This window comes from Streptomyces sp. NPDC047917, from assembly GCF_043204345.1.
Classification (GTDB): Bacteria; Actinomycetota; Actinomycetes; order Streptomycetales; family Streptomycetaceae; genus Streptomyces; species Streptomyces sanglieri.
Map to the genome: position 1 here is coordinate 1 of NZ_JBIDCA010000031.1, position 22,186 is coordinate 22,186.

A 22,186-nucleotide genomic window follows, 5' to 3' on the forward strand; every position below is an offset into this window, starting at 1 on the left:
ACGTCGAGGGCGGTCGACCCGGTGGGAATCACTTCGATGGGCTCGTTCGGCCGCTCACCGAGGCGCATCACCGCGCCCTTGCCGAATTGCCGTTCAATCTGTGCGAGTGCGGCGTCCAGCGCCTTCTCGCGGTCGGTTCCTGCCATGGGTTCCACCCGATTTGCTTGAGTCGATCGCTTCACGTCAAAGACGCTAACCCCTGCCACTGACAATGGGCCTCGACGTCCTCCCGGCCTGTGGACAACTCCACGGTCGGGCCCGGGAAAACCCGGCCGGAATCCCATGAGAATGGATGTTCGATTTCGGTGTCAAGCGCACCACGCCGAGCCGGTCCTCCCCCGGGTGACCGAACCTTCCGGTTGGCCACTGAGCGTTCCGCCTGGCCGGCCGAGTGAGGGAGAGCGGCCCGGTCGGCGGGCTGGAGCCCGCCCTCGGCCACATCCTGTGGCGCCGGCCCCGGTGCCCTCTGCCGCATGCGCCTGGCGCATGATGCTCGTCATGGGTAGCTCGGTCGAGCAGATCAAGGTCTGGTTCCGGTTCGTACCTCGCGAGGGCTGGTTCCCGCAGGACACCGAGGGCTTGTGGGCGACCAGGCTGAGTGCGGACACGGCCCAGGTGCAGGGTGTTCCCTTCCTCCAGGACGGCGTGGCCGAGGGTGACGTGGTGCGGTTCCGGACCGACACGGACGGGCTGCACCGGGCAGTCGGGAGGATCAGCGCCTCCGGCAACTGCACGATTCGTGTCGTCCCCGTTCCCGGCGGACCGCTGGGACGCAGTCCCCAGGCGGTGCACCAGCGATTCGCCCGGTTCGGGCTCGGGGGCGAGGTCTTCAGCGAGGAGTTCCCCATGGTGGCCCTGAACGCACCGGCCGACGCCGACTTCAGCGGCATCAAGGCACTCCTGACTCACGGGCAGGAGAACGGATGGTGGCACTACGAGCTCGGTTGCGTCACTGACGAGTGGCGAAACGCCTGATCCTCCGCGCCATCCCCGCGGTCGGTCAGCAACTTGCGCCGGGGCCGCCCGTGCGCGATGTGCCGGTGCGGACGGCGAGCCCGTCGCCGTACTCGCGGAGCACTGCCGTCAGCAGTCGGTGTCTCCCAGTGTCCGGTCGGGGTGGTACCGCGCTGGAACAGCAGGCCCTTGTCGGGCGGACAGCCGGTGAAGGTCCATGGTTTCACCGGTCTCCACGGTCTCACCGGTCTCACCGGTCTCACCGGTCTCACCGGTCTCACCGGTCTCCACAGTCTCACCGGTCTCCACGGCGGCCAGCCCGATGCCTGGAGATACGTCACCGAGATCCAGCACCCGGGCCGGCCCGCCGAAGGGGCGGCCGTCGGCGACAGCCGGAGGAGAGCCGAAGCCCGACGGGGTCAGGCGCGCTCCGGGCCCCCCGGTTCCCCGGCGGTGGTCCGTCCGTCCTCGCCGCCCTCGTCCTCGGGGGCGCGCCAGGACCGGCGCAGTCGCGTGAGCACCGGCTCGCCGCGCCGACGGCCCCGGCCGTGCATCCGCGGGTCGTCCGTCACCTCGTACCGCTTCACATACGCGCCGAGGAACGCCTGGAGCGTGGCGACGGCCGGGATCGCGATCAGTGCGCCCACGGCGCCCATCAGGGCCGTGCCCGCGATGACCGACCCGAAGGCGACCGCCGGATGGATGTCGACGGTCTTGGAGGTGAGCTTGGGCTGCAGCGCGTAGTTCTCGAACTGCTGGTAGACCACGACGAAGCCGAGCACCCACACCGCGTACCAGGGGTCGACGGTGAACGCGATCAGCATCGGCAGGGCACCCGCCAGATACGTACCGATCGTGGGGATGAACTGGGATACCAACCCGACCCAGACGGCGAGCGCGGGCGCGTACGGAACGCCGAGGATCACCAGCAGGATGTAGTGCGCGATCCCGGAGATGAGGGCCATCAGACCGCGCGAGTAGAGGTAGCCGCCGGTCTTGTCGACCGCGATCTCCCAGGCCCGCAGGACCTCCGCCTGCCTGGCGGGCGGCAGGACGGAGCACAGCGCGCGCCGCAGCCTGGGGCCGTCGGCCGCGAAGTAGAACGAGAACAGGAAGATCGTCAGGAGACGGAACAGCCCGCCGAGCACGGTGGTGGAGATGTCGAGCACTCCGGTCGCACTGTTCTGGACGTACTTCTGCAGCCAGTCGGAATGGAGCACGCTGTCCTGGACCTCGACCCTGGAGAGGTCGGTGTGGAAGCTCTTGTTGACCCAGTTGATCACCGAGTCCAGATACTTCGGGAACTCGTCGACCATGTCGACGATCTGGCCCGCGAGCATCGAGCCGAGCAGCACGACGAAGCCCACCCCGGCGATCAGCACCGCCAGGAAGACCAGGAAGGTGGCCAGGCCCCGGCGCATGCCGCGCGCCGCCATCCGGCTCACCGCCGGCTCGATGGCGAGCGCCAGGAAGAACGCGATCAGCACATTGATCAGCAGCCCGATGAGCTGGTCGAACGCCCAGCTGCCGAGCTGGAAGCAGGCATAGAGCGCCAGGGCCAGGACCATGGCGCGCGGCAGCCACGCGGGCATGCGCACCGACCCGCTGCCGACGGGCGCGGCGGGTGGCGCGGCCGGCGGGACGGGTGGTGTGGAGGGCGGCTGGGTCTGTGCTGTCTCGTCTGTCGGTGCCACGGTTCCAGTCTCGCCTACGGTCGCGGCGAGCAACCGCCCGCCCCGGACAACAGCACAGGTCCGGCCGCTGACGAACCGGAAATCGGCGTGTGTCCGAGAGGGACCGGACGCCAGAACCGGCGCGCGCGTGCCCGGAGACGTCGCCGGTGGGCGGCGGCTTCGGCGTCAGCGGTACGGCCGTGGGCCTCGGGTCAGCGCTTGTCCGCCGGGATGCCGACCGCGGTACAGACACCGCGCCAGACGTCCTTGGTCTCCCAGCCGGCGGCGAGCGCCTGGTGCACCGTCTGCCCGCCGAGTTCGGCCATCACATGATCGCGTGCGAAGGAGTCGGCGTACCCGGCTCCGAAGTGGTCCGCCATCCGTTCCCAGAAAATCGTCAACCGCATGACCTCAGTATCCCGCTCCTGAGAGTGCAGCCGGGCCGCTACGTCCTGCCGAGAGCGCTTACCGTCCTACGGTCGGTCCATGGCTGGAACCGGAACAAGTCCCCTCAACCGTGCCGAGCAGTTCATTTGGCTCACGGCCCGTGTCCTGGAACAACGGCGGTTCGCTCATCACTTCCTGGAAGGAAGCGCGGACGCCGTGGAAACCTCACTCGCCGCCTATCTGAACGAGGACGGCGGCTACGGGCACGCACTCGAACCCGATCTGCGCGGCCCCGTCAGTCAGCCACTGCACACCGCGCACGCGCTCAATGTGCTGGACTCCATCGGGCGCTGCGACGGGCTGCGGGTGGAGCGGATCTGCCGCTTCCTCACCGAGGTGTCGACCAAGGAGGGCGCGCTGCCCGCTCTGCTGCCGACACAGCGCGGCTACCCTGCCGCGCCGTTCATCCCGATCGTCGACGATCCTCCCGCGGAGCTGCTGGCCACCGGGCCCGTCGTCGGGCTCCTGCACCGCAACGCGGTGTGGCACGCCTGGCTGTTCCGGGCCACCGATTTCTGCTGGGCCGCGGTGGACGCGCTGGACCGGTCGCATCCCTACGAGATCGAGGCGGCGCTCGCCTTCCTGGACGGCGCTCCGGACCGGTCGCGGGCGGAGGCGGCGGCCGACCGGCTCGGGCGGCTGGTGCGGGATCAGCGTCTCGCGGTACTTGATCCGGAGCGGCGGGCCGAGTACCCGGTCGCGGCCGGTTACGCGCCGGGTGAGCAGCATTTTCCGTACGACTACGCCCGTACGCCCGATTCGCTCGCCCGGCACTGGTTCACCGACGAGGAGCTCTCCCGCTCGCTCGACCATCTCGCGGCCGAACAGCAGCCGGACGGCGGCTGGCCGGTCGACTGGCGGCAGTGGGCCCCGGGGACGGCCCTGGAGGGGCGGCCCATCGTGACGCTCAAGGCACTGCTGACACTGCGCGCCCACGGCCGCAGCCTCTGCTGAGGCCCGGTCGCCGGCCTGTTCCAGGCGCACGGACACCGGTCTTCCACCGACGTGTGCAAGGGGCTGGGTTCACTGGCCCGAACCCCTTGCACATCCGCTCCGGGGTCCATCGGGGGCTAACCGAGGGCGCGTACCCCTGCGGTGACGACCACGGCGACGCCCACGACGACGAGGAAGGGCGCGCGCAGCACCAGCGCGAGCGCCGCTGCGGCCAGACCGGCTCCCCTGGCGTCCAGGGCCAGGTGCTGGCCGTCGCCGAACGTCTGCTGCGCGGTGAGCGCGGCCAGGAGCGCCACGGGCAGCAGCGCGGCGAGACGCTGGGTGAGCGGGCGCTCCAGTAGTCCTGCGGGCACCAGCAGTCCGAGGAGCTTGGCGAGATAGCAGCCGACAGCGGTCAGCGCGATGGCGATCCAGACGTTCACCGGTCCTCCTCCGTACTCGTCCGGGTACTCGTCCGGGTGTGCTTCTCCGCACGCTCCTTCTCGGGGGCCGCTTCCCCGACCGTTCCCTTCATGCGTCCGCCCAGGAACAGGACGACGGGTGCGGCGAGCGCCGACAGCAGGACCGGGACGCCCGCTGGGACCACGGGCAGCAGGCCGAGCGCGAGCAGCACCGCGAGCGCGGCGGTGACGCGTTCCGTGGTGCTCTTCAGCATCGGCGCGAGCAGGGCGAGGAAGACCGCGGGCGAGGCCGCGTCCAGCCCCCAGGTGTCGGTGTCGCCGAGCGCCTCGGCTCCCAGGGCTCCCAGCAGCGTGGTCAGGTTCCACAGCACATACAGGGTCAGTCCGGTGACGGCGAAGCCGATCCGTGCCGCCCGCCGGGTCGGCTGCGGAAGTGTCACGGCGGTCGTCTCGTCGATGACCCACTGGGCGGCGAAGGGGCGCAGCGCCCGGGGAAGCGCCAGCAGCTGGGACAGCCGAAGGCCGTAGAACGAGTTGCGTACGCCGAGGAAGAAGGCCCCGGCGGCCGCGGTGTACGGATTGCCGCCCGCGGCCAGGGCGCCGACGAGGGCGAACTGCGAGGCACCGGTGAAGACGGCGAGGCTGAGCGCGCAGGTCTGCAGCAGGCTCAGTCCGGAACCGGCCGAGGTCACGCCGAAGGCGAAGCCGGAGAGCCCGACGGCTATCCCGACGCCGAGCGCATCGCGTACGACGGCCGAGTCCGGCTTCGCACCGGTCGCCTCCGCGCCGGCCCGCTCTGCACCGGCCGCGGCCGGCTGTTCTCCGGGGCCGACCGCGTTGCCGTGGGGTGCGTCGGCCGATTCACCGACGCCCTCTGGGAGTGTTGTCTGTTCTGCCACGCCCGGAACGCTACCCGGGCAGATCGGGACCGGTCTTGTACGTTCTTGCACGCTCGCGCTGGTACGCGCCGGGTGGCACCCCCACGATCCGGGTGAAGTGACGGTTGAGATGCGGCTGGTCGGTGAAGCCGACCTCGGCGGCCGCCTCCGCGGGCGCCGTCCCCGCGTCGAGCATCCGCCGTGCCGCCCGCACCCGGGCATCGGTGAGCCAGGCGTGCGGCGGCATCCCGTACTGCTTCTTGAAGGCTCTCAGCAGCGCGAACGGACTGGTGTCCAGCTCCGCCGCCAGTGCCTCCAGGGTGGGCGGCGCCGCCATCCTGCCCTCCAGGACCGCACGGGCCCGCGCGGCGTCACGGGCACCCGCCGAGCGGGGCACGCGGACGGGCAGCGCGCTGCCGCACCGGCCCAGCAGTCTCGTGACCATGACCCGCAGCACCGTGTCGGCGGCGAGCGCGTTGCCCTCCTCGGCCGCCCGGTGGACCTCGCGGATCAGCCGGGCCGCGTACGGGTCCACGACGCTGGTCTCGGTGAATCCGACCGTGCCGCGCAGGCTCGTCGTGTCGGCCGCGATGTCGTTGATCACCTGCGAGGACGGGTAGAGCGTGGCGTACACCCAGCCCTCCGGCACACCCGCGCGGGCCGTGTGCGGCACCTCCGGGTTGATCATGACGACGGTGCCGGGCCCGGCGTGGACGGTGCCGCCCGGCAGCCCGACGTCCTCGACCCCGCGGGTGATGGTGCCGAAGACATGGCCCTCGTGGCTGTGGCGCGGGAAGGTGTGGCGCACGTACCGGGCACGCAGCAGATCGAGGTCGGGCAGCTCCGCGTACTGCCAGTGCCTCGCCCACTCCCCCGGTCCCGACTCCGGTATCGCCGCCATGCACCAATTCTCGCAGCTCCGGAGCAGGGCCTCCGAGGACGACCGGGTGGTCGTCGCAGGTGGGGGCCTCCACGGTGCGAGGGCCGTCGCGGGCGACGGATGCATGGTGCGAGGGCCGTCACGGGCGACGGGGTCCACGATGCGGGAGCCGACGCGGCTGACGGGGTGCCCGGCGTCGGGGCCGTTGTCAGTGGTGGGGTGCACGATGGGGGACATGGCCGGCTCTGCGCTCGATTCGTTCTCGCCCGCGACCCGCGGCTGGTTCGCGGGTGCCTTCAGCGCGCCCACCTCCGCGCAGGAGGGCGCCTGGCGCGCCATCGGCGAGGGTTCGGACGTGCTGGTCGTCGCGCCGACCGGCTCCGGCAAGACCCTCGCCGCCTTTCTCGCCGCGCTCGACACCCTGGCGTCCGTCCCACCGCCCGCCGAGGCGAAGAAGCGCTGCCGAGTGCTGTACGTGTCCCCCCTCAAGGCACTCGCGGTCGATGTGGAGCGCAACCTCCGCTCACCGCTGACCGGCATCCGTCAGGAGTCGGTGCGCCTGGGGCTGCCCGAGCCCGAGGTCCGGGTGGGGATCCGCTCCGGCGACACCCCGCCCGCCGAGCGCCGCTCGATGGCGACCCGGCCGCCGGACATCCTGATCACCACCCCCGAATCGCTGTTCCTGATGCTGACCTCGTCCGCCCGGGAGGCGCTGTCCGGGGTCGAGACGGTGATCCTCGACGAGGTGCACGCCGTGGCGGGCACGAAGCGGGGCGCCCATCTCGCCGTGTCGCTGGAGCGTCTCGACGAGCTGTTGCCGCGTCCGGCCCGGCGGATCGGCCTGTCGGCGACGGTCCGTCCGGTCGACGAGGTGGCCCGCTTCCTCTCGCCCCGGCGCAAGGTGGAGATCGTCCAGCCGCCGTCCACCAAGCGGTTCGACCTGTCGGTGGTCGTGCCGGTCGAGGACCTGGGCGAGCTCGGCGGCTCCCCCGCCACCGACCCCGACGGGGCGGGCCAGGCGGAGAAGCCGTCGATCTGGCCCCACGTCGAGGAGCGGATCGTCGACCTGGTCCAGCAGCACCGCTCCACCATCGTCTTCGCCAATTCCCGCCGCCTCGCCGAGCGGCTGTGCAACCGGCTCAACGAGATCGCGTACGAGCGGCTCACCGGCGAGACGATCGCCGAATCCCACTCCCCCGCCGAGATCATGGCCGAGTCCGGTGCGGCGAAGGGCGCCCCCGCCCTGCTCGCCCGCGCCCACCACGGCTCGGTCTCCAAGGAACAGCGCGCCCAGGTCGAGGAGGACCTCAAGGCGGGCCGGCTGCCTGCCGTCGTCGCCACCTCCAGCCTGGAGCTGGGCATCGACATGGGCGCCGTCGACCTGGTCATCCAGGTGGAGTCGCCGCCTTCGGTCGCCTCCGGTCTGCAACGCGTCGGCCGCGCCGGGCACCAGGTCGGCGCGGTCTCCACCGGAGTGGTCTTCCCCAAGTACCGGGGCGATCTGGTGCAGGCGGCCGTGGTCACCGAGCGGATGCGCGAGGGCTCCATCGAGGCACTCCGGGTTCCCTCCAACCCGCTGGACGTGCTGGCCCAGCAGCTGGTCGCCATGGTCTCCCTGGACAGCTGGCAGGTGGACGACCTGCTGGCGACCGTCCGTCGCGCCGCCCCGTTCGCCTCGCTGCCCGAGTCCGCGTTCACCGCCGTGCTGGACATGCTCGCCGGCCGCTATCCCTCCGACGCCTTCGCCGAGCTGCGCCCCCGCGTGGTCTGGGACCGGGTGGCCGGCACGGTCACCGGCCGCCCCGGAGCACAGCGGCTCGCCGTCACCTCCGGGGGAACGATTCCCGACCGGGGACTCTTCGGGGTCTTCCTCGCGGGCGCCGACCCCAAGAAGGGCGGCGGCCGGGTCGGCGAGCTCGACGAGGAGATGGTGTACGAGTCCCGGGTCGGCGATGTCTTCACGCTGGGCACCACGTCCTGGCGGATCGAGGACATCACCCGCGACCGGGTCCTGGTGTCGCCGGCCCCCGGCGTTCCCGGCCGGCTGCCGTTCTGGAAGGGCGACCAGCTGGGCCGCCCACTGGAGCTGGGACGTGCGCTGGGGGCGTTCCTCCGCGAGATCGGCGGCCTGTCGCAGGAGGACGCCCGCGACCGTCTGCTCGCCGCCGGTCTCGACACCTGGGCCGCCGACAACACCCTGTCGTACATCGACGAGCAGCGCCGCGCCTGCGGCCACGTCCCGGACGACCGGACCGTCCTCGTCGAACGGTTCCGTGACGAGCTGGGTGACTGGCGGGTCGTGGTCCATTCCCCGTTCGGCGCGCAGGTGCACGCGCCGTGGGCACTGGCGCTGAGCGCCCGCCTCGCCGAGCGGTACGGCATGGACGCCCAGGTGATGCATGCCGACGACGGCATCGTGCTGCGGCTGCCGGACGCCGACCTGATGGGCCTGGACCTCCTGGACTTCGACCCCGCACAGGACCCGGCGCAAGGTCCCGCCGGTCCGGCGCCGCAGGCGGCCCTCTCCCACGACAGCGAACAACCGCCCGTCGGCGCGGCGGACGTGACGTTCGAGCAGGGCGAGATCGGACAGATCGTCACCGACCAGGTCGGCGGTTCGGCCCTGTTCGCCTCCCGGTTCCGCGAGTGCGCGGCCCGCGCCCTGCTGCTGCCCCGCCGCAGCCCGGGCAAACGCACCCCGCTGTGGCAGCAGCGACAGCGCGCCGCGCAACTCCTCCAGGTCGCCTCGGAGTTCGGCTCCTTCCCGATCGTCCTGGAAGCGGTCCGCGAATGCCTCCAGGACGTCTTCGACGTACCCGGGCTCACGGAGCTCATGGGTGACCTCGAAGCACGCCGGGTCCGGCTGGTCGAGGTGACCACCCCGGAGCCCTCACCCTTCGCGCGCTCGCTCCTGTTCGGCTACGTAGCCCAGTTCCTGTACGAGGGCGACTCCCCCCTGGCCGAACGGCGGGCCGCCGCCCTCTCGCTCGACTCGCACCTCCTGGCGGAGCTCCTCGGCCAGGCGGAGCTGCGCGAGCTGCTCGACGCCGATGTCCTGACCGAGCTGGAGCAGGAGCTCCAGTGGCTGACCGAGGACCGCCGGATCAAGGACGTGGAGGGCGTCGCCGATCTCCTCCGGGTCCTCGGTCCGCTCACCGACGAGGAGTTGGCCGAGCGCGGCGCCGACCCGTCATGGGCTCCGGAGCTGTCCGCGGCCCGCCGGGCCATCCGGGTCCGGATCGGTGGAGCCGGTCACTGGGCCGCGATCGAGGACGCGGGCCGTCTGCGGGACGCACTGGGCACCGCCCTCCCGGTCGGCGTCCCCGAGGCGTTCACCGAGCCGGTGAAGGACCCCCTGGGCGATCTCCTCGGCCGGTACGCCCGTACGCACGGCCCGTTCACCTCCACCGGGGCCGCCACCCGCTTCGGCCTCGGCACCGCCGTCACGGACGGGGCGTTGCAGCGGCTCGCCGCGTCCGGCCGGATCGTCCAGGGTGAATTCCATCCCGCCGGCATCGGCCAGGAGTGGTGCGACGCCACCGTATTGCGCAGACTGCGCCGCCGCTCGCTCGCCGCACTCCGCCACGAGCTGGAGCCGGTCCCGCCCGCCGCCCTCGCCGGCTTCCTACCGAAGTGGCAGCACCTGGGCGGCAACAGCCTGCGCGGAATCGACGGACTGGCCCGCGCCGTCGAGCAGTTGCAGGGCGCCCCCGTCCCGGCGTCGGCGCTGGAGAAGCTGATCCTGCCGGGCCGGGTCACGGACTACACCCCCGCGATGCTCGACGAGCTGACCACCACCGGCGAGGTCGTCTGGGCCGGCGCCGGCGCCCTCCCCGGCAAGGACGGCTGGCTGTCCCTCTACCTCGCCGACAGCGCGCCCCTGCTCCTCCCGCCGCCGCACCCGCTGGAGCTCAGCGCACTGCACGAGTCCGTCCTGACCGTCCTGAGCGGCGGATACGGACTGTTCTTCCGGCAGATCGCCGATCAGGTCCGCGCCACCACTCATCCGGACTGCACCGATCCGCAACTCGCCGACGCCGTCTGGGAGCTGGCCTGGTCGGGCCGGCTCACCAATGACACACTCGCCCCGCTGCGTTCACTGCTGGGCTCCGGCCGCACGGCGGGCTCGACGGCCCACCGCGCCAGACGCAGTGTCCCGCGCGGGCGCTACGGCTCGCTCACCTCCGCCGCCCGGCCCGCGTCCCGCACCGGCCCGCCCACCGTCTCGGGTCGCTGGTCCCTGCTGCCCGCCGTCGAGCCCGACCCCACGCACCGTGCTCACGCGCTGGCCCGCACCCTTCTCGACCGCCACGGGGTGGTGACCCGCGGAGCCGTCCAGGCCGAGGGCGTCGAAGGCGGCTTCTCCGCGACGTACCGCGTCCTGTCCGCCTTCGAGGACAACGGGCAGGCCCGGCGCGGGTATGTCGTCGAGGGCCTGGGGGCGGCGCAGTTCGCGATGGACGGGGCGGTGGACCGGCTGCGTGCCACGTCCACCGCCCGCGACCGTACGGAGCCGGGCGCCGCTCGCCATGCCCTGGTCCTCGCCGCGGCGGACCCTGCCAACGCGTACGGCGCGGCGCTGCCCTGGCCGGAGACGCCCGACGGCGCCGGGCACAAGCCCGGCCGCAAGGCGGGCGCCCTCGTGGTGCTGGTCGACGGCGAGCTGGCGATGTACATGGAGCGCGGCGGCAAAACGCTGCTGGCCTGGCCCACCGACCCGGACGATCCGGCGCTCCTCGCGGCGGCCGGGGCGCTGGCGGCAGCCGCCCGCGCAGGTGCGCTCGGCACGGTCACGGTGGAGCGCACCAATGGCGCACCGTCCCTGACCTCCCCGCTCGGCCGCACCCTGGAGGCGGCCGGCTTCCTCGCGACCCCGAGAGGGCTCCGCCTGCGCGCCTGAACCACCGGCGCGCCTCTTCCCACCCGCATCATGGAGGCATGCCCGAAGGAGACACCGTCCTACAGACCGCCGGACGTTTGCACACCGCACTCGCCGGTCGGGTCCTCACCCGCTCCGACCTGCGCGTCCCCCGGTTCGCCACCGCCGACCTCACCGGCCGGACGGTCCTGGACGTCGTCTCGCGCGGCAAGCACCTCCTCACCCGGGTCGAGGGCGGCCTCACCCTGCACAGCCATCTCCGGATGGACGGCGCCTGGCGCGTCTACGCCCCGGGGGAACGCTGGCGCGGTGGCCCCACGCACCAGATCCGCGCGATCCTCGCCAACACCGAACACACCGCCGTCGGCTACCGGCTGCCCGTCCTGGAGCTGCTCCGCACCCGGGACGAGAGCAAGGCGGTCGGCCATCTCGGCCCCGATCTGCTGGGCCCCGACTGGGATCCCGACACCGCCCTGCGCAATCTGCTCGCCGATCCCGGCCGCCCGCTCGGCGAAGCCCTGCTGGACCAGCGCAACCTGGCCGGAATCGGCAACGTCTACAAGGCCGAGCTCTGCTTCCTGGCCCGCGCCACCCCCTGGCTCGCCGTCGGTGAACTGCCCGCCCCCACCGTCGTACGCCTGGTCACGACGGCCAAGCAGCTGCTCGAAGCCAACCGCGACCGCCCCCTGCGCACGACCACCGGAACGTCCACGCGCGGACCCGGCCCGAAGGAACGGCTCTGGGTCTACGGCAGGGCCAACCGCCCCTGTCTGCGCTGCGGCACCCCGATCCGGACCGGGGACCAGGACTCGCGCCCCGCCTACTGGTGCCCGCACTGCCAGTCGGGCCCCACCGGCTGAGGCCCACCGAATGGTTGACGACCCGTCAGATCCGGTCGTACCGTCCGGTCATGCCCCTCACCGCGTACGACCTCACGGGCCGCTCCGCGTTCGTCACCGGCGCCGCGGGCGGCATCGGCCGGGCCTGCGCCGTCCTGCTCGCCACCGCGGGCGCCACGGTGCACTGCGCGGACCTCGACGAGAAGGGCCTGCTGGAGACCCAGGGCCTGATCACCGAAGCGGGTGGCACATCCCACATCCAGGTCCTCGATGTCACCGACCGCGGTCGGGTCGGGGCCGCGGTGGCCGCCGCGGGCGACCTCGACATCCTGGCGGCCGTCGCCGGAATCATGCATACGAGCAACGTCCTGGAGACCTCGGACGAAGATCTCGACCGCGTCCTCGCGGTCAATTTCAAGGGCGTGCTGTACGCCTGCCAGGAGGTGGCCCGCGGCATGATCGCGCGCGGTACCCCCGGTTCGCTGATCACCATGGCCTCGGGGGCGGTCGACTCCGCCGGCCCGGGGCTGCTCTGCTACAGCGCGGCCAAGGCGGCGGTCGTCCAGCTGACGAAGACACTGGCGACGGAGTTGGGGCCGCACGCGATCCGCGTCAACGCCGTCGCCCCGGGCTGGATCCGTACGCCCATGACCGCCCGGCACGACTCGGACCGGCAGCACCGGATCGAGGCGACGATGGCCCGGATCTCCCCACTGGGGCGGGTGGGCGAACCCGAGGACGTCGCCCACACCGTGCTCCATCTCGCTTCCGACGCGTCGGCCTTCATGACCGGCCAGATCCTCCGCCCCAACGGCGGCGTAGCCATGCCCTGGTGATCCGCGCGATCTGCCGGACCCGCTCCGCACCCTGCTCCCCGACAGCGAACCAACGCCCCGCCCACCGAACACCGAGGACCGACCACCAAGCAGCGTCCGCTCCCGAGCCGTCCGCCCCAGCCTTCTTCCGGCCCGCACCGGCGGTCGCGGCCACATGCACGGGCAGCAGGCTCAGGCCCCATCCACCGGCCGCAACCGCACCCTCGACGAGCCCCGCATGGGCCGGTTCCAGTGCGAGCCGCAGTACGGCCCACCACCACACTCCGCCGAGAACGAGCGCCGGCACCCATCGCCGTACCATGGCTGCCTCCTCCGGCCGAATCTAGTGCGGCGCGCTCACCCGGCGGGAGAGCGCATCGGGGCACCACCGGCGCGCTTCGCGCAGCCGCAGACCGTTGCACGCTCTTGCCCGGAACTCCGGGGCGTGCCGCCCCGGATCGGAGGCCGCCACGGCCGGGCGCCCTCCGGCACAGAACCGGAACACGTGGCCCACCGCAGCGCGGCCCACCCGCGCAGCGACACGACAACGCTTCGTTCACACCACGCCGCAACAACACGGCGCCGTACCGGCACCGCACGGCGATCACACCGCACCCGCGACAACACCGCACGGCGATCACATCGCTCCGCGATCCCGCCGGCCGGCGGTCCGCTCCCCGCAGTCTCGCCCGGCGGCGCCCGGACCGCATCCAGGACGGAACGCGAACCGGACCGGCACCACCGGGCCCCCACCGTTCTCGACGTGTGGGGGCCCGGTGGACGCGATCAGTGCTCGTCGCGGCGCAAGGAGTCCTTCATGCCCTCCGCGCGCTCCTCGGCGTCACCCATGGCGCCCTTGGCCCGGCCCTTGGCCTGGTCCATCTTGCCTTCGGCCTCCTTGCGACGGTCGCCGGTCATCTTGCCCATGGCTTCCTTCGCCTTGCCCTTGAGCTTGTCCTTGGCGCCTTCGTCAACCATTGCGACTCCTTCGGGTAAGGGAACTTCTCTGCCCGTTCGGCATCACCCACGATGACACAAACAAGCCAAATCGGTCATTTGGGAGCCATCTGGTCCCACCTGCCCCACCCCCCTGTCCCGTGCCACCCCGGGCACGCGGAAGCCCCGGCCGCCCCCTCAAGGGGACGACCGGGGCTCCGCCACACACACCGCTTCACACCGGACCACACGGGTCAGGCGGCGACGACATCCACCGCTTCCGCGGGCGCCTTGATGGTCACCCGTCCCGTCGGCACACCCGCCACCGACGTCACGGAGACGGAATTGAGCATGGGGCGCACCGGCACAGGAACCGGATCGCTGGCTGCTGCCGACTCGGCCAGTTCGGCCAGCGACAGCTCATCGCTCACTTCACGCATGAGCTCGGACATCCGTACGTCAAGCGCGTCGCAAATGGCGGAGAGCAGTTCGGAGGATGCCTCCTTCTGCCCCCGCTCCACCTCGGAGAGATAGCCGAGCGAGACTCGGGCGGACGAGGAGACTTCGCGCAGAGTACGGCCTTGGCGCTGGCGCTGCCGACGCAGCACGTCACCAAGCAGGCGACGGAGCAGAATCATCGGTGGCTCCCTCCTCGGACCGCGTAGCCGCATCCTTCACGCCCCACCGTACCGCCTTGCGCCGCGGCCGTGCGGGGAGCGATGTCGTGTTCACTCAGGGCTGCAAACATCAATTCCCCCCGTTCTGTTCCGTATCCTGTGCGCTTGCATTCCTGCCGAGTTCGGCGGAGAGCAACTCGAGCACGCTCCGTACGCTCTCTTTACGGATGTCCGCCCGTCCGCCGTTCAACCTCAGCTCAGCCATATTCTCCACGCCGTCCGGCCCGGACACCGCGACATACACCGTCCCCACGGCCTTGCCGTCCTGCGGTTCGGGACCCGCGACCCCGGTGGTGGCCATGCCCCAGTCCGCCCCGAGAACGCGGCGCACACCGGCCGCCATCTGCCGCGCCACCTCGGGGTCGACCGCCCCGCGCTCCGCCAGCAGCACGCCGTCCACCCCCAGGACATCCCGCTTCAGGGGCGTCGCGTACGCCGTCACGGAGCCCCGGAAGGAGTGCGAGGCACCCGGCACCGAGGTCAGCTCCGCCGCGACCAGACCGCCGGTCAGCGACTCCGCGACGGCAAGGGTCTCACCACGCTCCACGAGCAGCTCCAGCACCCGGGCCGCGGCAGTCACCGCTCGGCCTCCGCCGAATCACGGCTTCCCGCGACCCCCTGGACCGAGCCGGCCGCTGCGGCGGCCCGCTCGGCCGCGAGCCCCTTGCGGCGCAGCACGACGGCCTGGCGCACATAGTCGAGCCCGGTGACGACCGTCAGCACGACGGCCACCGCCATCACCCAGAAGCGCAGGGTGGCCAGTGGACCGGTGAGCGCCAGGACGTACATCCCGACGGCCGTCCCCTGCGCCAGGGTCTTCATCTTCCCGCCGCGACTGGCCGGAATCACCGCATGCCGTATCACCCAGAAACGCATCAGCGTGATGCCGATCTCGCGGAAGAGGATCACGCCCGTGACCCACCAGGGCAGATCGCCGAGATACGAGAGACAGATCAGCGCCGCGCCCATGATCGCCTTGTCCGCGATCGGGTCGGCGATCTTCCCGAAGTCCGTGACCAGGTTGTACGTGCGCGCCAGATGACCGTCGAACAGGTCGGTGATCATGGCGACGGCGAAGGCCGCCCAGGCGAACGACCGCCAGGCCGGGTCGTACCCGCCGTTGTGCAGCAGCAGCAGCACGAAGCCGGGCACCAGCACCAGCCGCAGCATGGTGAGCAGGTTGGCGATGTTCCACAGGCTGGCCTGATTGACGGCCGCAGTGCCCAGCTTGCCGCCGCGGACCGGCTTCGCGCCGGAGCCGCCTGCCGCGGATGCCGGGACTCCCGTCATCTGGCTGCCTCCACGAGTTCGGAACACTCGGCCACCAGATCCACTCCTTCGGTGCCCACGACCTTTGCCTCGACCATACGACCGGGTACGAGGCCGTCGCGTGTGGTGAAGAGCACCTGGCCGTCCGTTTCGGGTGCCTGGTGTGCCGCGCGGCCCACCGCCCCGTCCTCGTCGTCCACGGACTCGACCAGCACCTGGAGCGACTCGCCCAGGCGCTCCTCGGCACGCTGCGAGGTGAGCTCCTCGGCCAGCTGCGAGATGTGCGCGAGCCGCTCGGCGATGACGTCGGCGTCCAGCTTGTTCTCGTAGCCGACGGCCTCGGTGCCTTCCTCGTCGGAGTAGCCGAAGACGCCGATGGCGTCGAGCCGGGCACCGGTGAGGAAGCGTTCCAGCTCCGCCAGGTCGGCCTCGGTCTCGCCGGGGAAGCCCACGATGAAGTTGGAGCGGGCACCGGCCTGCGGCGCCTTGCTCCGGATGGTGTCCAGCAGTTCCAGGAACCGGTCGGTGTCACCGAAGCGGCGCATCGCCCGCAGCACACCGGGGGCGGAGTGCTGGAAGGACAGGTCGAAGTAGGGCGCGACCTTCGGCGTGGAGGTCAGTACGTCGATGAGGCCGGGCCGCATCTCGGCCGGCTGGAGGTAGCTGACCCGGATCCGCTCGATCCCCTCGACGTCGGCGAGCTCCGGCAGCAGCGTCTCCAGCAGCCGGATGTCGCCGAGGTCCTTGCCGTACGACGTGTTGTTCTCGGAGACCAGCATGACCTCCTTGACGCCCTGCTCGGCCAGCCAGCGGGTCTCCTGCAGCACGTCCGAGGGACGCCGCGAGATGAACGAGCCGCGGAAGGACGGAATGGCGCAGAAGGAGCAGCGGCGGTCGCAGCCGGAGGCGAGCTTCACCGAGGCGACGGGGCTGGTGCCCAGCCGGCGGCGCAGGGGCGCCCGCGGTCCGGAGACCGGCGCGATGCCGTCGGGGAGGTCCTCGGGGGCGGGGGCCGGTGCGGCCTCCTGCGCGTGGCCGGGAAGCGCCACGGCTGCGTCCTGCCGTTCGGCGGGGCTGATCGGCAGCAGCTTGCGCCGGTCGCGCGGGGTGTGCGAGGCGTGGATGCCGCCGTTGAGGATGGTCTGGAGGCGGTCGGAGATCTCGGCGTAGTCGTCGAAGCCGAGGACGCCGTCCGCTTCGGGCAGGGCCTCGGCGAGGTCCTTTCCGTAGCGCTCGGCCATGCAGCCGACGGCGACCACGGCCTGGGTCCGGCCGTGATCCTTCAGATCATTGGCTTCGAGCAGGGCGTCGACGGAGTCCTTCTTGGCGGCCTCGACGAATCCACAGGTGTTGACGACGGCGACATCCGCGTCGGAGGCATCCTGGACGAGCTCCCAGCCGTCCGCTGCCAAGCGGCCTGCGAGCTCCTCCGAGTCCACCTCGTTACGGGCGCAGCCAAGAGTGACAAGGGCGACGGTACGGCGTTCGGGCATGGGCTCAAGACTACTTTGTCCTGGCACTCGCCCCGCCGCGCAGGGTTCCACCGTTACACCGAGTAACAATGCGGCGAGCGCCCGGCGGGATCGCCGGGCGCTCGCCGTGTGTCGGGACCGTCCGAGTAAACGGTGCGTACAGGGTCAGCCGACCGCCGGGTCGCCCTTGGTGTACGAGAGCCGCTCGACCTGGCCGGGCTGGAACTTGTCCTCGACCTTCTTGCCGTTGACGAAGAGTTCGATCGAGCCCGCGTCGCCGAGGACGAGGTCGACCCGCTCCTGGTCCTGGAAGGTCTTGGTCTGGCCCTGCAGCAACAGACCGTCGAAGAGCAGCCGCCCGTTGTGGTCCTTGGCGGAGATCCAGCTCTTGCCCTGGCTGGCGTCGAGCCGGACCGTCACCTTGTCCCTGGGGGCCGCGGCGATGGCGCTGTCGGAGGGCGCCGGCTTGGGGTCGACGGGCTTGTCGGACTTCGGTGCGGGGCTCTTCTTGTGCGGCGCGGGACCCTCCGCGACCTGGGTGGCCGCGGGGCTGTCGTCGCCGCCCTTGAGGAACGTGAAGCCGACGAAACCGACGACGGCGACGATCGCCGCGACCATGGCCGCCGTCCAGTTGGGCCGGCGGGGTTCGGAACGGATTCGCTCGGCCTCGAACAGCGGCGCCGCGGGCGTGGGCGCGGGACGGCCGCCGTGTTCCGCGTCGTACTGCGAAACCAGCGGTTCCGGATCGAGCTCGACGGCACGCGCGAGCGTACGGATATGGCCGCGTGCGTACACGTCGCCGCCGCAGCGGGAGAAGTCGTCCTCTTCGATCGCGTGCACGATGGGAATGCGCACCCGGGTGGACGAGCTGATCTCTTCGACCGTGAGACCTGCGGCGATACGAGCCTGCTGGAGCACTCGACCGATCGAAGGCCGGTCGTCTTCGGGGGAGTTGCCGATGGACACGGGGGCGCCTTTCGAGCGTGAGCCACCTGCTGGGTGTTCAGTCTAGGGGTGGTACGAAAGGGTGGGGCAACCGGGAGGAAGGACTTTGTCCTCCATCGGACTCGAACGCCGTCCGATTCTCCGGACCGCCCCGGGAGGGACAATTCTGCCGCCCCTTCCCCCAAGTTGACGTACGACCCGGCGAAACGGTTGCCCGTAACACCCTTACGAACCGGTTTCCCCGCGGATCAGAGCCAACACCCCGTCCAGCTCGTCGGGCTTCACCATGACGTCGCGCGCCTTCGATCCCTCGCTGGGCCCGACGATGTTCCGCGACTCCATCAGGTCCATCAGCCGGCCCGCCTTCGCGAAGCCGACCCGCAGCTTGCGCTGAAGCATCGAGGTGGAACCGAACTGGGTGGAGACGACCAGTTCGGCGGCCTGGCAGAGCAGATCCAGGTCGTCGCCGATGTCCTCGTCGATCTCCTTCTTCTTCGCGGTGCCGACCACCACGTCCTCGCGGAAGACCGGCGCCATCTGGTCCTTGCAGTGCTGGACGACGGCGGCGACCTCGTCCTCGGTGACGAAGGCGCCCTGCATTCGGGTGGGCTTGTTCGCACCCATCGGCAGGAACAGACCGTCACCCTTTCCGATGAGCTTCTCGGCTCCGGGCTGGTCGAGGATGACCCGGCTGTCGGCGAGGGAGGAGGTCGCGAAGGCCAGCCGGGAGGGCACGTTCGCCTTGATCAGTCCGGTGACGACATCGACCGAGGGCCGCTGGGTCGCGAGCACCAGGTGGATGCCGGCGGCGCGGGCCAACTGGGTGATGCGGACGATGGCGTCCTCCACGTCGCGCGGAGCCACCATCATCAGGTCGGCGAGCTCGTCGACGATCACCAGCAGATACGGGTAGGGCGACAGCTCGCGTTCGCTGCCCTCCGGCGGCTTGACCTTGCCGTTGCGGACGGCCTGGTTGAAGTCGTCGATGTGCCGGTACCCGAACGCGGCGAGGTCGTCGTACCGCAGGTCCATCTCCCGCACGACCCACTGGAGTGCCTCGGCGGCACGCTTCGGGTTGGTGATGATCGGCGTGATCAGGTGCGGGATGCCCTCGTAGGCGGTCAGCTCGACGCGCTTGGGGTCGACGAGCACCATGCGGACATCGTCCGGGGTCGCCCGCACCATGACCGAGGTGATCAGGCAGTTGATGCAGGACGACTTGCCGGAACCGGTCGCTCCGGCCACCAGCACGTGCGGCATCTTCGCCAGGTTGGCCATCACATAGCCGCCCTCGACGTCCTTGCCGAGCGCGACCAGCATCGGGTGGTCGTCCTCGGCCGCGTCCGCGAGGCGCAGTACGTCGCCGAGGTTGACCATCTCCCGGTCGGTGTTGGGGATCTCGATGCCGACCGCGGACTTGCCCGGGATCGGGGAGATGATCCGGACATCGGGGCTGGCAACGGCGTAGGCGATGTTCTTGGCGAGCGCGGTGATCCGCTCGACCTTGACCGCCGGGCCGAGCTCCACCTCGTACCGCGTGACCGTCGGTCCCCGGGTGAAGCCGGTGACGGCGGCGTCGACCTTGAATTCGGTGAAGACGTTGGTCAGGGCCGCGACGATCGCGTCGTTGGCGGCGCTGCGGGTCTTGCCGGGGCCGCCGCGCTCCAGCAGGTCGAGCGAGGGCAGCGAGTAGGTGATGTCACCGGAGAGCTGGAGCTGCTCGGCGCGGGCCGGCAGCGGCTGGGACTGCGAGTCGGGCACCGGCTTCGTCAGATCGGGCACGCCGCCCGTGGACGCCGCCCCCTGCTCCGGCTTTCCTCCCCCGGGGCCGGGTTCGCCCTCCCTGGCGCCCGGCACCGGTGTGCCCTGGCGTTCGCGCTCGACGGAGACGCCCTGGGTGAGGTCGGCGACGATCGGCGAGGGCGGCATGCCGTTGAGCACCGCCCCGTCGAGGGCCGCGGCCGCGGCGGCGGCCACGTCCACCGCGTCCATGGTGCGGTTCATCGCGGGCTGCGCGGAGGGCCTGCGCGGCCGGCGGCGCTTGGAGAGCGCCTCGGCCTCGGCCTGCTCCGGGTCGTACTCGGCGGGCGCTTCGGAACGGCGGGCCGGGGAGCGGCGGGAGCGCGCGGGAAGCTGCTCGCGCCACTGCTCCTCGTAGCGCTCGTCGTCGTTCTCCTCGTCCGCCTCGGGGTCGTACTCCGGGTGGAGGAGGCCCAGCCTGGTGCCGAGCAGTCGGAGCCGCTGCGGAATGGCGTTCACCGGGGTGGCGGTGACGACCAGCAGCCCGAAGACGGTGAGCAGCAACAGCAGCGGTACGGCGAGGACCTCGCCCATGGTGTAGATCAGCGGTTTGGAGGCGGCCCAGCCGATGAGCCCGCCCGCGTTCTGCATCGCCGTGGTGCCGTCCTCGCGGCCGGGCGATCCGCAGGCGATGTGGACCTGTCCGAGCACCCCGATGACGAGGGCGGAGAGCCCGATGACGATGCGTCCGTTGGCCTCGGGCTTCTCCGGGTAACGGATCAGCCGTACGGCGATGGCACCGAGCAGTATCGGTACGAGCAGATCGAGCCGGCCGAAGGCCCCGGTGACGAGCATCTCCACGAGGTCGCCCACGGGACCGCGCAGGTTCGACCAGGTGCCCGCGGCGACGACCAGCGCGAGGCCGAGCAGCAGCAGCGCGACGCCGTCCTTGCGGTGTGCGGGGTCGAGCCCCTTGGCGCCCCGCCCTATGCCGCGGAACGTCGCTCCGACGGCGTGGGCGGTACCGAGCCAGACGGCGCGCGCCAGGCGGTACACACCGCCGGTGGGCGACGGGGCGGGCTTGGGCGGGGGCGCCTTCTTCGCCGCGGTCTTCTTCGCGGGCGCCTTCTTGGCGGGCGCGGTCTTCTTCGCGGCGGTCTTCTTCGCGGGCGCGGCTTTCTTGGCCGGCCCCGCGGTACGGCCGACGCGCTTCGCGGTGCCCGCCGTGCCCTGGGAACCCTTGCCGGACGTACGTGAGGCCATGGTGCCGAGGTTACCGTTGTCGGCGGCTGTGAACACGTGCGACCGCTGCTTCACCCGACCGTGTCGCCCCACAGGGGCCGCAAACTGACGCGCCCTCACCGCGCGTGCCCCGCTTCCGGCCGTGGACCGGCCGACCGGAGGGGTCAGTTGGGTCCGGGCCTCGCGCAACCGCCCCTCCCCCGGCCCGAAGTGGCACCCCGGACCGGGCCCGCGGACCCGGTCTTCACCGATACGCGGACGCGATGGGTACGGCGTTCGCGTGCGGCGTTACGAGGGAAGGCCGACGCTGCTGCTTCCGGTGCCGGGCTCCAGGGCGTCGAGCGCCCGGCGCAGCCCGGTGAGCTTCCGCTCCAGGTGGGCGGCGGTCGCCACCGCCGCGGCGTCCGCCGACTCGTCGTCGAGCTGCTTGGAGAGCGCCTCCGCCTGTTCCTCGACGGCCGCCAGCCGAGCGGAGAGCTCGGCGAGCAGCCCGGCGGGCTCGCCCTCATGGCCCGGGCCGCCCGGATCGCCCTCGATCTGGAGCCGCAGCAGCGCCGCTTGCTCGCGCAGCTTGCAGTTCTTCATGTACAGCTCGACGAAGACCGAGACCTTGGCACGGAGCACCCACGGGTCGAACGGCTTCGAGATGTAGTCCACCGCGCCTGCCGCGTAACCCCGGAAGGTGTGATGCGGGCCGTGGTTGATCGCGGTGAGAAAGATGATCGGGATGTCCCGGGTCCGTTCCCGTCGCTTGATGTGCGCGGCGGTTTCGAAACCGTCCATGCCCGGCATCTGGACGTCCAGCAGAATGACCGCGAAGTCGTCCGTGAGCAGCGCTTTGAGCGCTTCCTCCCCTGACGATGCCCGGACCAGTGTCTGATCGAGCGCAGAGAGGATGGCCTCCAGCGCCAGCAGATTCTCCGGCCGGTCATCGACCAGGAGGATCTTGGCCTTCTGCACCATGGCCCGTCCTCCTCGCCCCGGAATTGCACCGGGCGCCGCCCCAGGGGACGACTCCCTTACGCCGTCCGTCCTTGTGCCGGTCATGGTAGCCGCACCCCGCCCGTCGCCACACCCTGTCACCGCGATGTCACTGTGCACACAGCCGAAACGCGGTGGGGGACGAGAAGGTTCCCCGTACAGAGCCGTCTCACACCCCCACGAGCACAGTCGATCAGCAACTCG

General features: G+C 71.3%; 19 protein-coding genes and 1 pseudogene. 5 read left to right on the top strand and 15 right to left on the bottom strand.

Annotation, left to right across the window (positions count from 1 at the left end; genetic code table 11):
* Positions 1-284 (bottom strand): annotated as a pseudogene (locus ACGF8B_RS41490) (DNA recombination/repair protein RecA); the annotation flags it as partial.
* 214 nt (positions 285-498) lie between these two features.
* On the opposite strand from ACGF8B_RS41490, the gene ACGF8B_RS41495 reads away from it, so the two are divergent.
* Positions 499-975 (top strand): DUF4265 domain-containing protein, encoded by a 477-nt coding sequence (locus tag ACGF8B_RS41495; protein ID WP_392748049.1) that lies wholly within the window; start codon positions 499-501, stop codon positions 973-975.
* Positions 976-1,373: 398 nt separating this feature from the next.
* Here the strand turns inward: ACGF8B_RS41495 and ACGF8B_RS41500 are convergent, their stop codons facing one another.
* A complete protein-coding gene (locus ACGF8B_RS41500; protein ID WP_392748083.1) occupies positions 1,374-2,546 on the bottom strand; it encodes an AI-2E family transporter in 1,173 nt (390 codons plus the stop codon).
* A 293-nt stretch (positions 2,547-2,839) separates the two neighbouring features.
* Entirely contained in the window at positions 2,840-3,034 is a 195-nt protein-coding gene (locus ACGF8B_RS41505) for a DUF3046 domain-containing protein (protein WP_114247022.1), read from the bottom strand.
* Between the two features lie 79 nt (positions 3,035-3,113).
* Here ACGF8B_RS41505 and ACGF8B_RS41510 point away from each other — a divergent pair, with 79 nt between their 5' ends.
* The gene (locus ACGF8B_RS41510; RefSeq protein ID WP_392748051.1) at positions 3,114-4,028 is read left to right on the top strand and encodes a hypothetical protein; all 915 of its coding nucleotides are present in this window, start codon (positions 3,114-3,116) and stop codon (positions 4,026-4,028) included.
* A gap of 116 nt (positions 4,029-4,144) precedes the next feature.
* Here the strand turns inward: ACGF8B_RS41510 and ACGF8B_RS41515 are convergent, their stop codons facing one another.
* The 3 genes from ACGF8B_RS41515 to ACGF8B_RS41525 are packed head-to-tail and all read right to left on the bottom strand — an operon-like array spanning position 4,145 to position 6,208.
* The gene (locus ACGF8B_RS41515; protein WP_392748053.1) at positions 4,145-4,450 is read right to left on the bottom strand and encodes an AzlD domain-containing protein; all 306 of its coding nucleotides are present in this window, start codon (positions 4,448-4,450) and stop codon (positions 4,145-4,147) included.
* Positions 4,447-5,328: an AzlC family ABC transporter permease gene (locus ACGF8B_RS41520; RefSeq protein WP_392748055.1), complete on the bottom strand. Its 882-nt coding sequence runs from the start codon at positions 5,326-5,328 to the stop codon at positions 4,447-4,449. Before ACGF8B_RS41520 ends, ACGF8B_RS41515 begins: the two co-directional genes overlap by 4 nt.
* Positions 5,329-5,338: 10 nt before the next feature.
* A complete protein-coding gene (locus ACGF8B_RS41525; protein WP_392748057.1) occupies positions 5,339-6,208 on the bottom strand; it encodes an AraC family transcriptional regulator in 870 nt (289 codons plus the stop codon).
* A 214-nt stretch (positions 6,209-6,422) separates the two neighbouring features.
* Here ACGF8B_RS41525 and ACGF8B_RS41530 point away from each other — a divergent pair, with 214 nt between their 5' ends.
* The 3 genes from ACGF8B_RS41530 to ACGF8B_RS41540 are packed head-to-tail and all read left to right on the top strand — an operon-like array spanning position 6,423 to position 12,741.
* Positions 6,423-11,087: a DEAD/DEAH box helicase gene (locus ACGF8B_RS41530; protein WP_392748059.1), complete on the top strand. Its 4,665-nt coding sequence runs from the start codon at positions 6,423-6,425 to the stop codon at positions 11,085-11,087.
* Positions 11,088-11,125: 38 nt separating this feature from the next.
* Positions 11,126-11,926: a DNA-formamidopyrimidine glycosylase family protein gene (locus tag ACGF8B_RS41535; RefSeq protein WP_392748061.1), complete on the top strand. Its 801-nt coding sequence runs from the start codon at positions 11,126-11,128 to the stop codon at positions 11,924-11,926.
* 50 nt (positions 11,927-11,976) lie between these two features.
* The gene (locus tag ACGF8B_RS41540) at positions 11,977-12,741 is read left to right on the top strand and encodes an SDR family NAD(P)-dependent oxidoreductase (RefSeq protein WP_392748063.1); all 765 of its coding nucleotides are present in this window, start codon (positions 11,977-11,979) and stop codon (positions 12,739-12,741) included.
* Here ACGF8B_RS41540 and ACGF8B_RS41545 read toward each other — a convergent pair.
* The 9 genes from ACGF8B_RS41545 to ACGF8B_RS41585 all read right to left on the bottom strand — a co-directional run bounded on the left by ACGF8B_RS41545 (position 12,689) and on the right by ACGF8B_RS41585 (position 21,964).
* Positions 12,689-13,042: a hypothetical protein gene (locus ACGF8B_RS41545; protein ID WP_392748065.1), complete on the bottom strand. Its 354-nt coding sequence runs from the start codon at positions 13,040-13,042 to the stop codon at positions 12,689-12,691. The two genes, ACGF8B_RS41540 and ACGF8B_RS41545, sit on opposite strands and share 53 nt — an antisense overlap.
* 464 nt (positions 13,043-13,506) lie before the next feature.
* The gene (locus tag ACGF8B_RS41550; protein WP_392748067.1) at positions 13,507-13,698 is read right to left on the bottom strand and encodes a CsbD family protein; all 192 of its coding nucleotides are present in this window, start codon (positions 13,696-13,698) and stop codon (positions 13,507-13,509) included.
* Positions 13,699-13,910: 212 nt separating this feature from the next.
* Complete coding sequence (locus ACGF8B_RS41555) at positions 13,911-14,294, bottom strand: helix-turn-helix domain-containing protein (protein WP_018105285.1); 384 nt, start codon at positions 14,292-14,294, stop codon at positions 13,911-13,913.
* Positions 14,295-14,403: 109 nt separating this feature from the next.
* Complete coding sequence (locus ACGF8B_RS41560; protein WP_350981752.1) at positions 14,404-14,913, bottom strand: CinA family protein; 510 nt, start codon at positions 14,911-14,913, stop codon at positions 14,404-14,406.
* Positions 14,910-15,623, bottom strand: coding sequence for a CDP-diacylglycerol--glycerol-3-phosphate 3-phosphatidyltransferase (gene pgsA, locus ACGF8B_RS41565; RefSeq protein ID WP_392748070.1), 714 nt, complete (start codon positions 15,621-15,623; stop codon positions 14,910-14,912). The genes ACGF8B_RS41560 and pgsA overlap by 4 nt, the downstream gene beginning before the upstream one ends.
* A complete protein-coding gene (gene rimO, locus ACGF8B_RS41570) occupies positions 15,620-17,095 on the bottom strand; it encodes a 30S ribosomal protein S12 methylthiotransferase RimO (protein WP_392748071.1) in 1,476 nt (491 codons plus the stop codon). Before rimO ends, pgsA begins: the two co-directional genes overlap by 4 nt.
* A 144-nt stretch (positions 17,096-17,239) precedes the next feature.
* The gene (locus tag ACGF8B_RS41575) at positions 17,240-18,040 is read right to left on the bottom strand and encodes a helix-turn-helix domain-containing protein (protein ID WP_124720911.1); all 801 of its coding nucleotides are present in this window, start codon (positions 18,038-18,040) and stop codon (positions 17,240-17,242) included.
* A gap of 204 nt (positions 18,041-18,244) precedes the next feature.
* Positions 18,245-21,022 carry a DNA translocase FtsK gene (locus ACGF8B_RS41580; protein WP_392748073.1) on the bottom strand — a complete coding sequence of 926 codons (2,778 nt, stop codon included), beginning with the start codon at positions 21,020-21,022 and terminating at the stop codon, positions 18,245-18,247.
* 267 nt (positions 21,023-21,289) lie between these two features.
* Positions 21,290-21,964, bottom strand: a complete 675-nt coding sequence (locus ACGF8B_RS41585; protein ID WP_392748075.1) for a two-component system response regulator — start codon at positions 21,962-21,964, stop codon at positions 21,290-21,292.
* Positions 21,965-22,186: the final 222 nt, after the last annotated feature.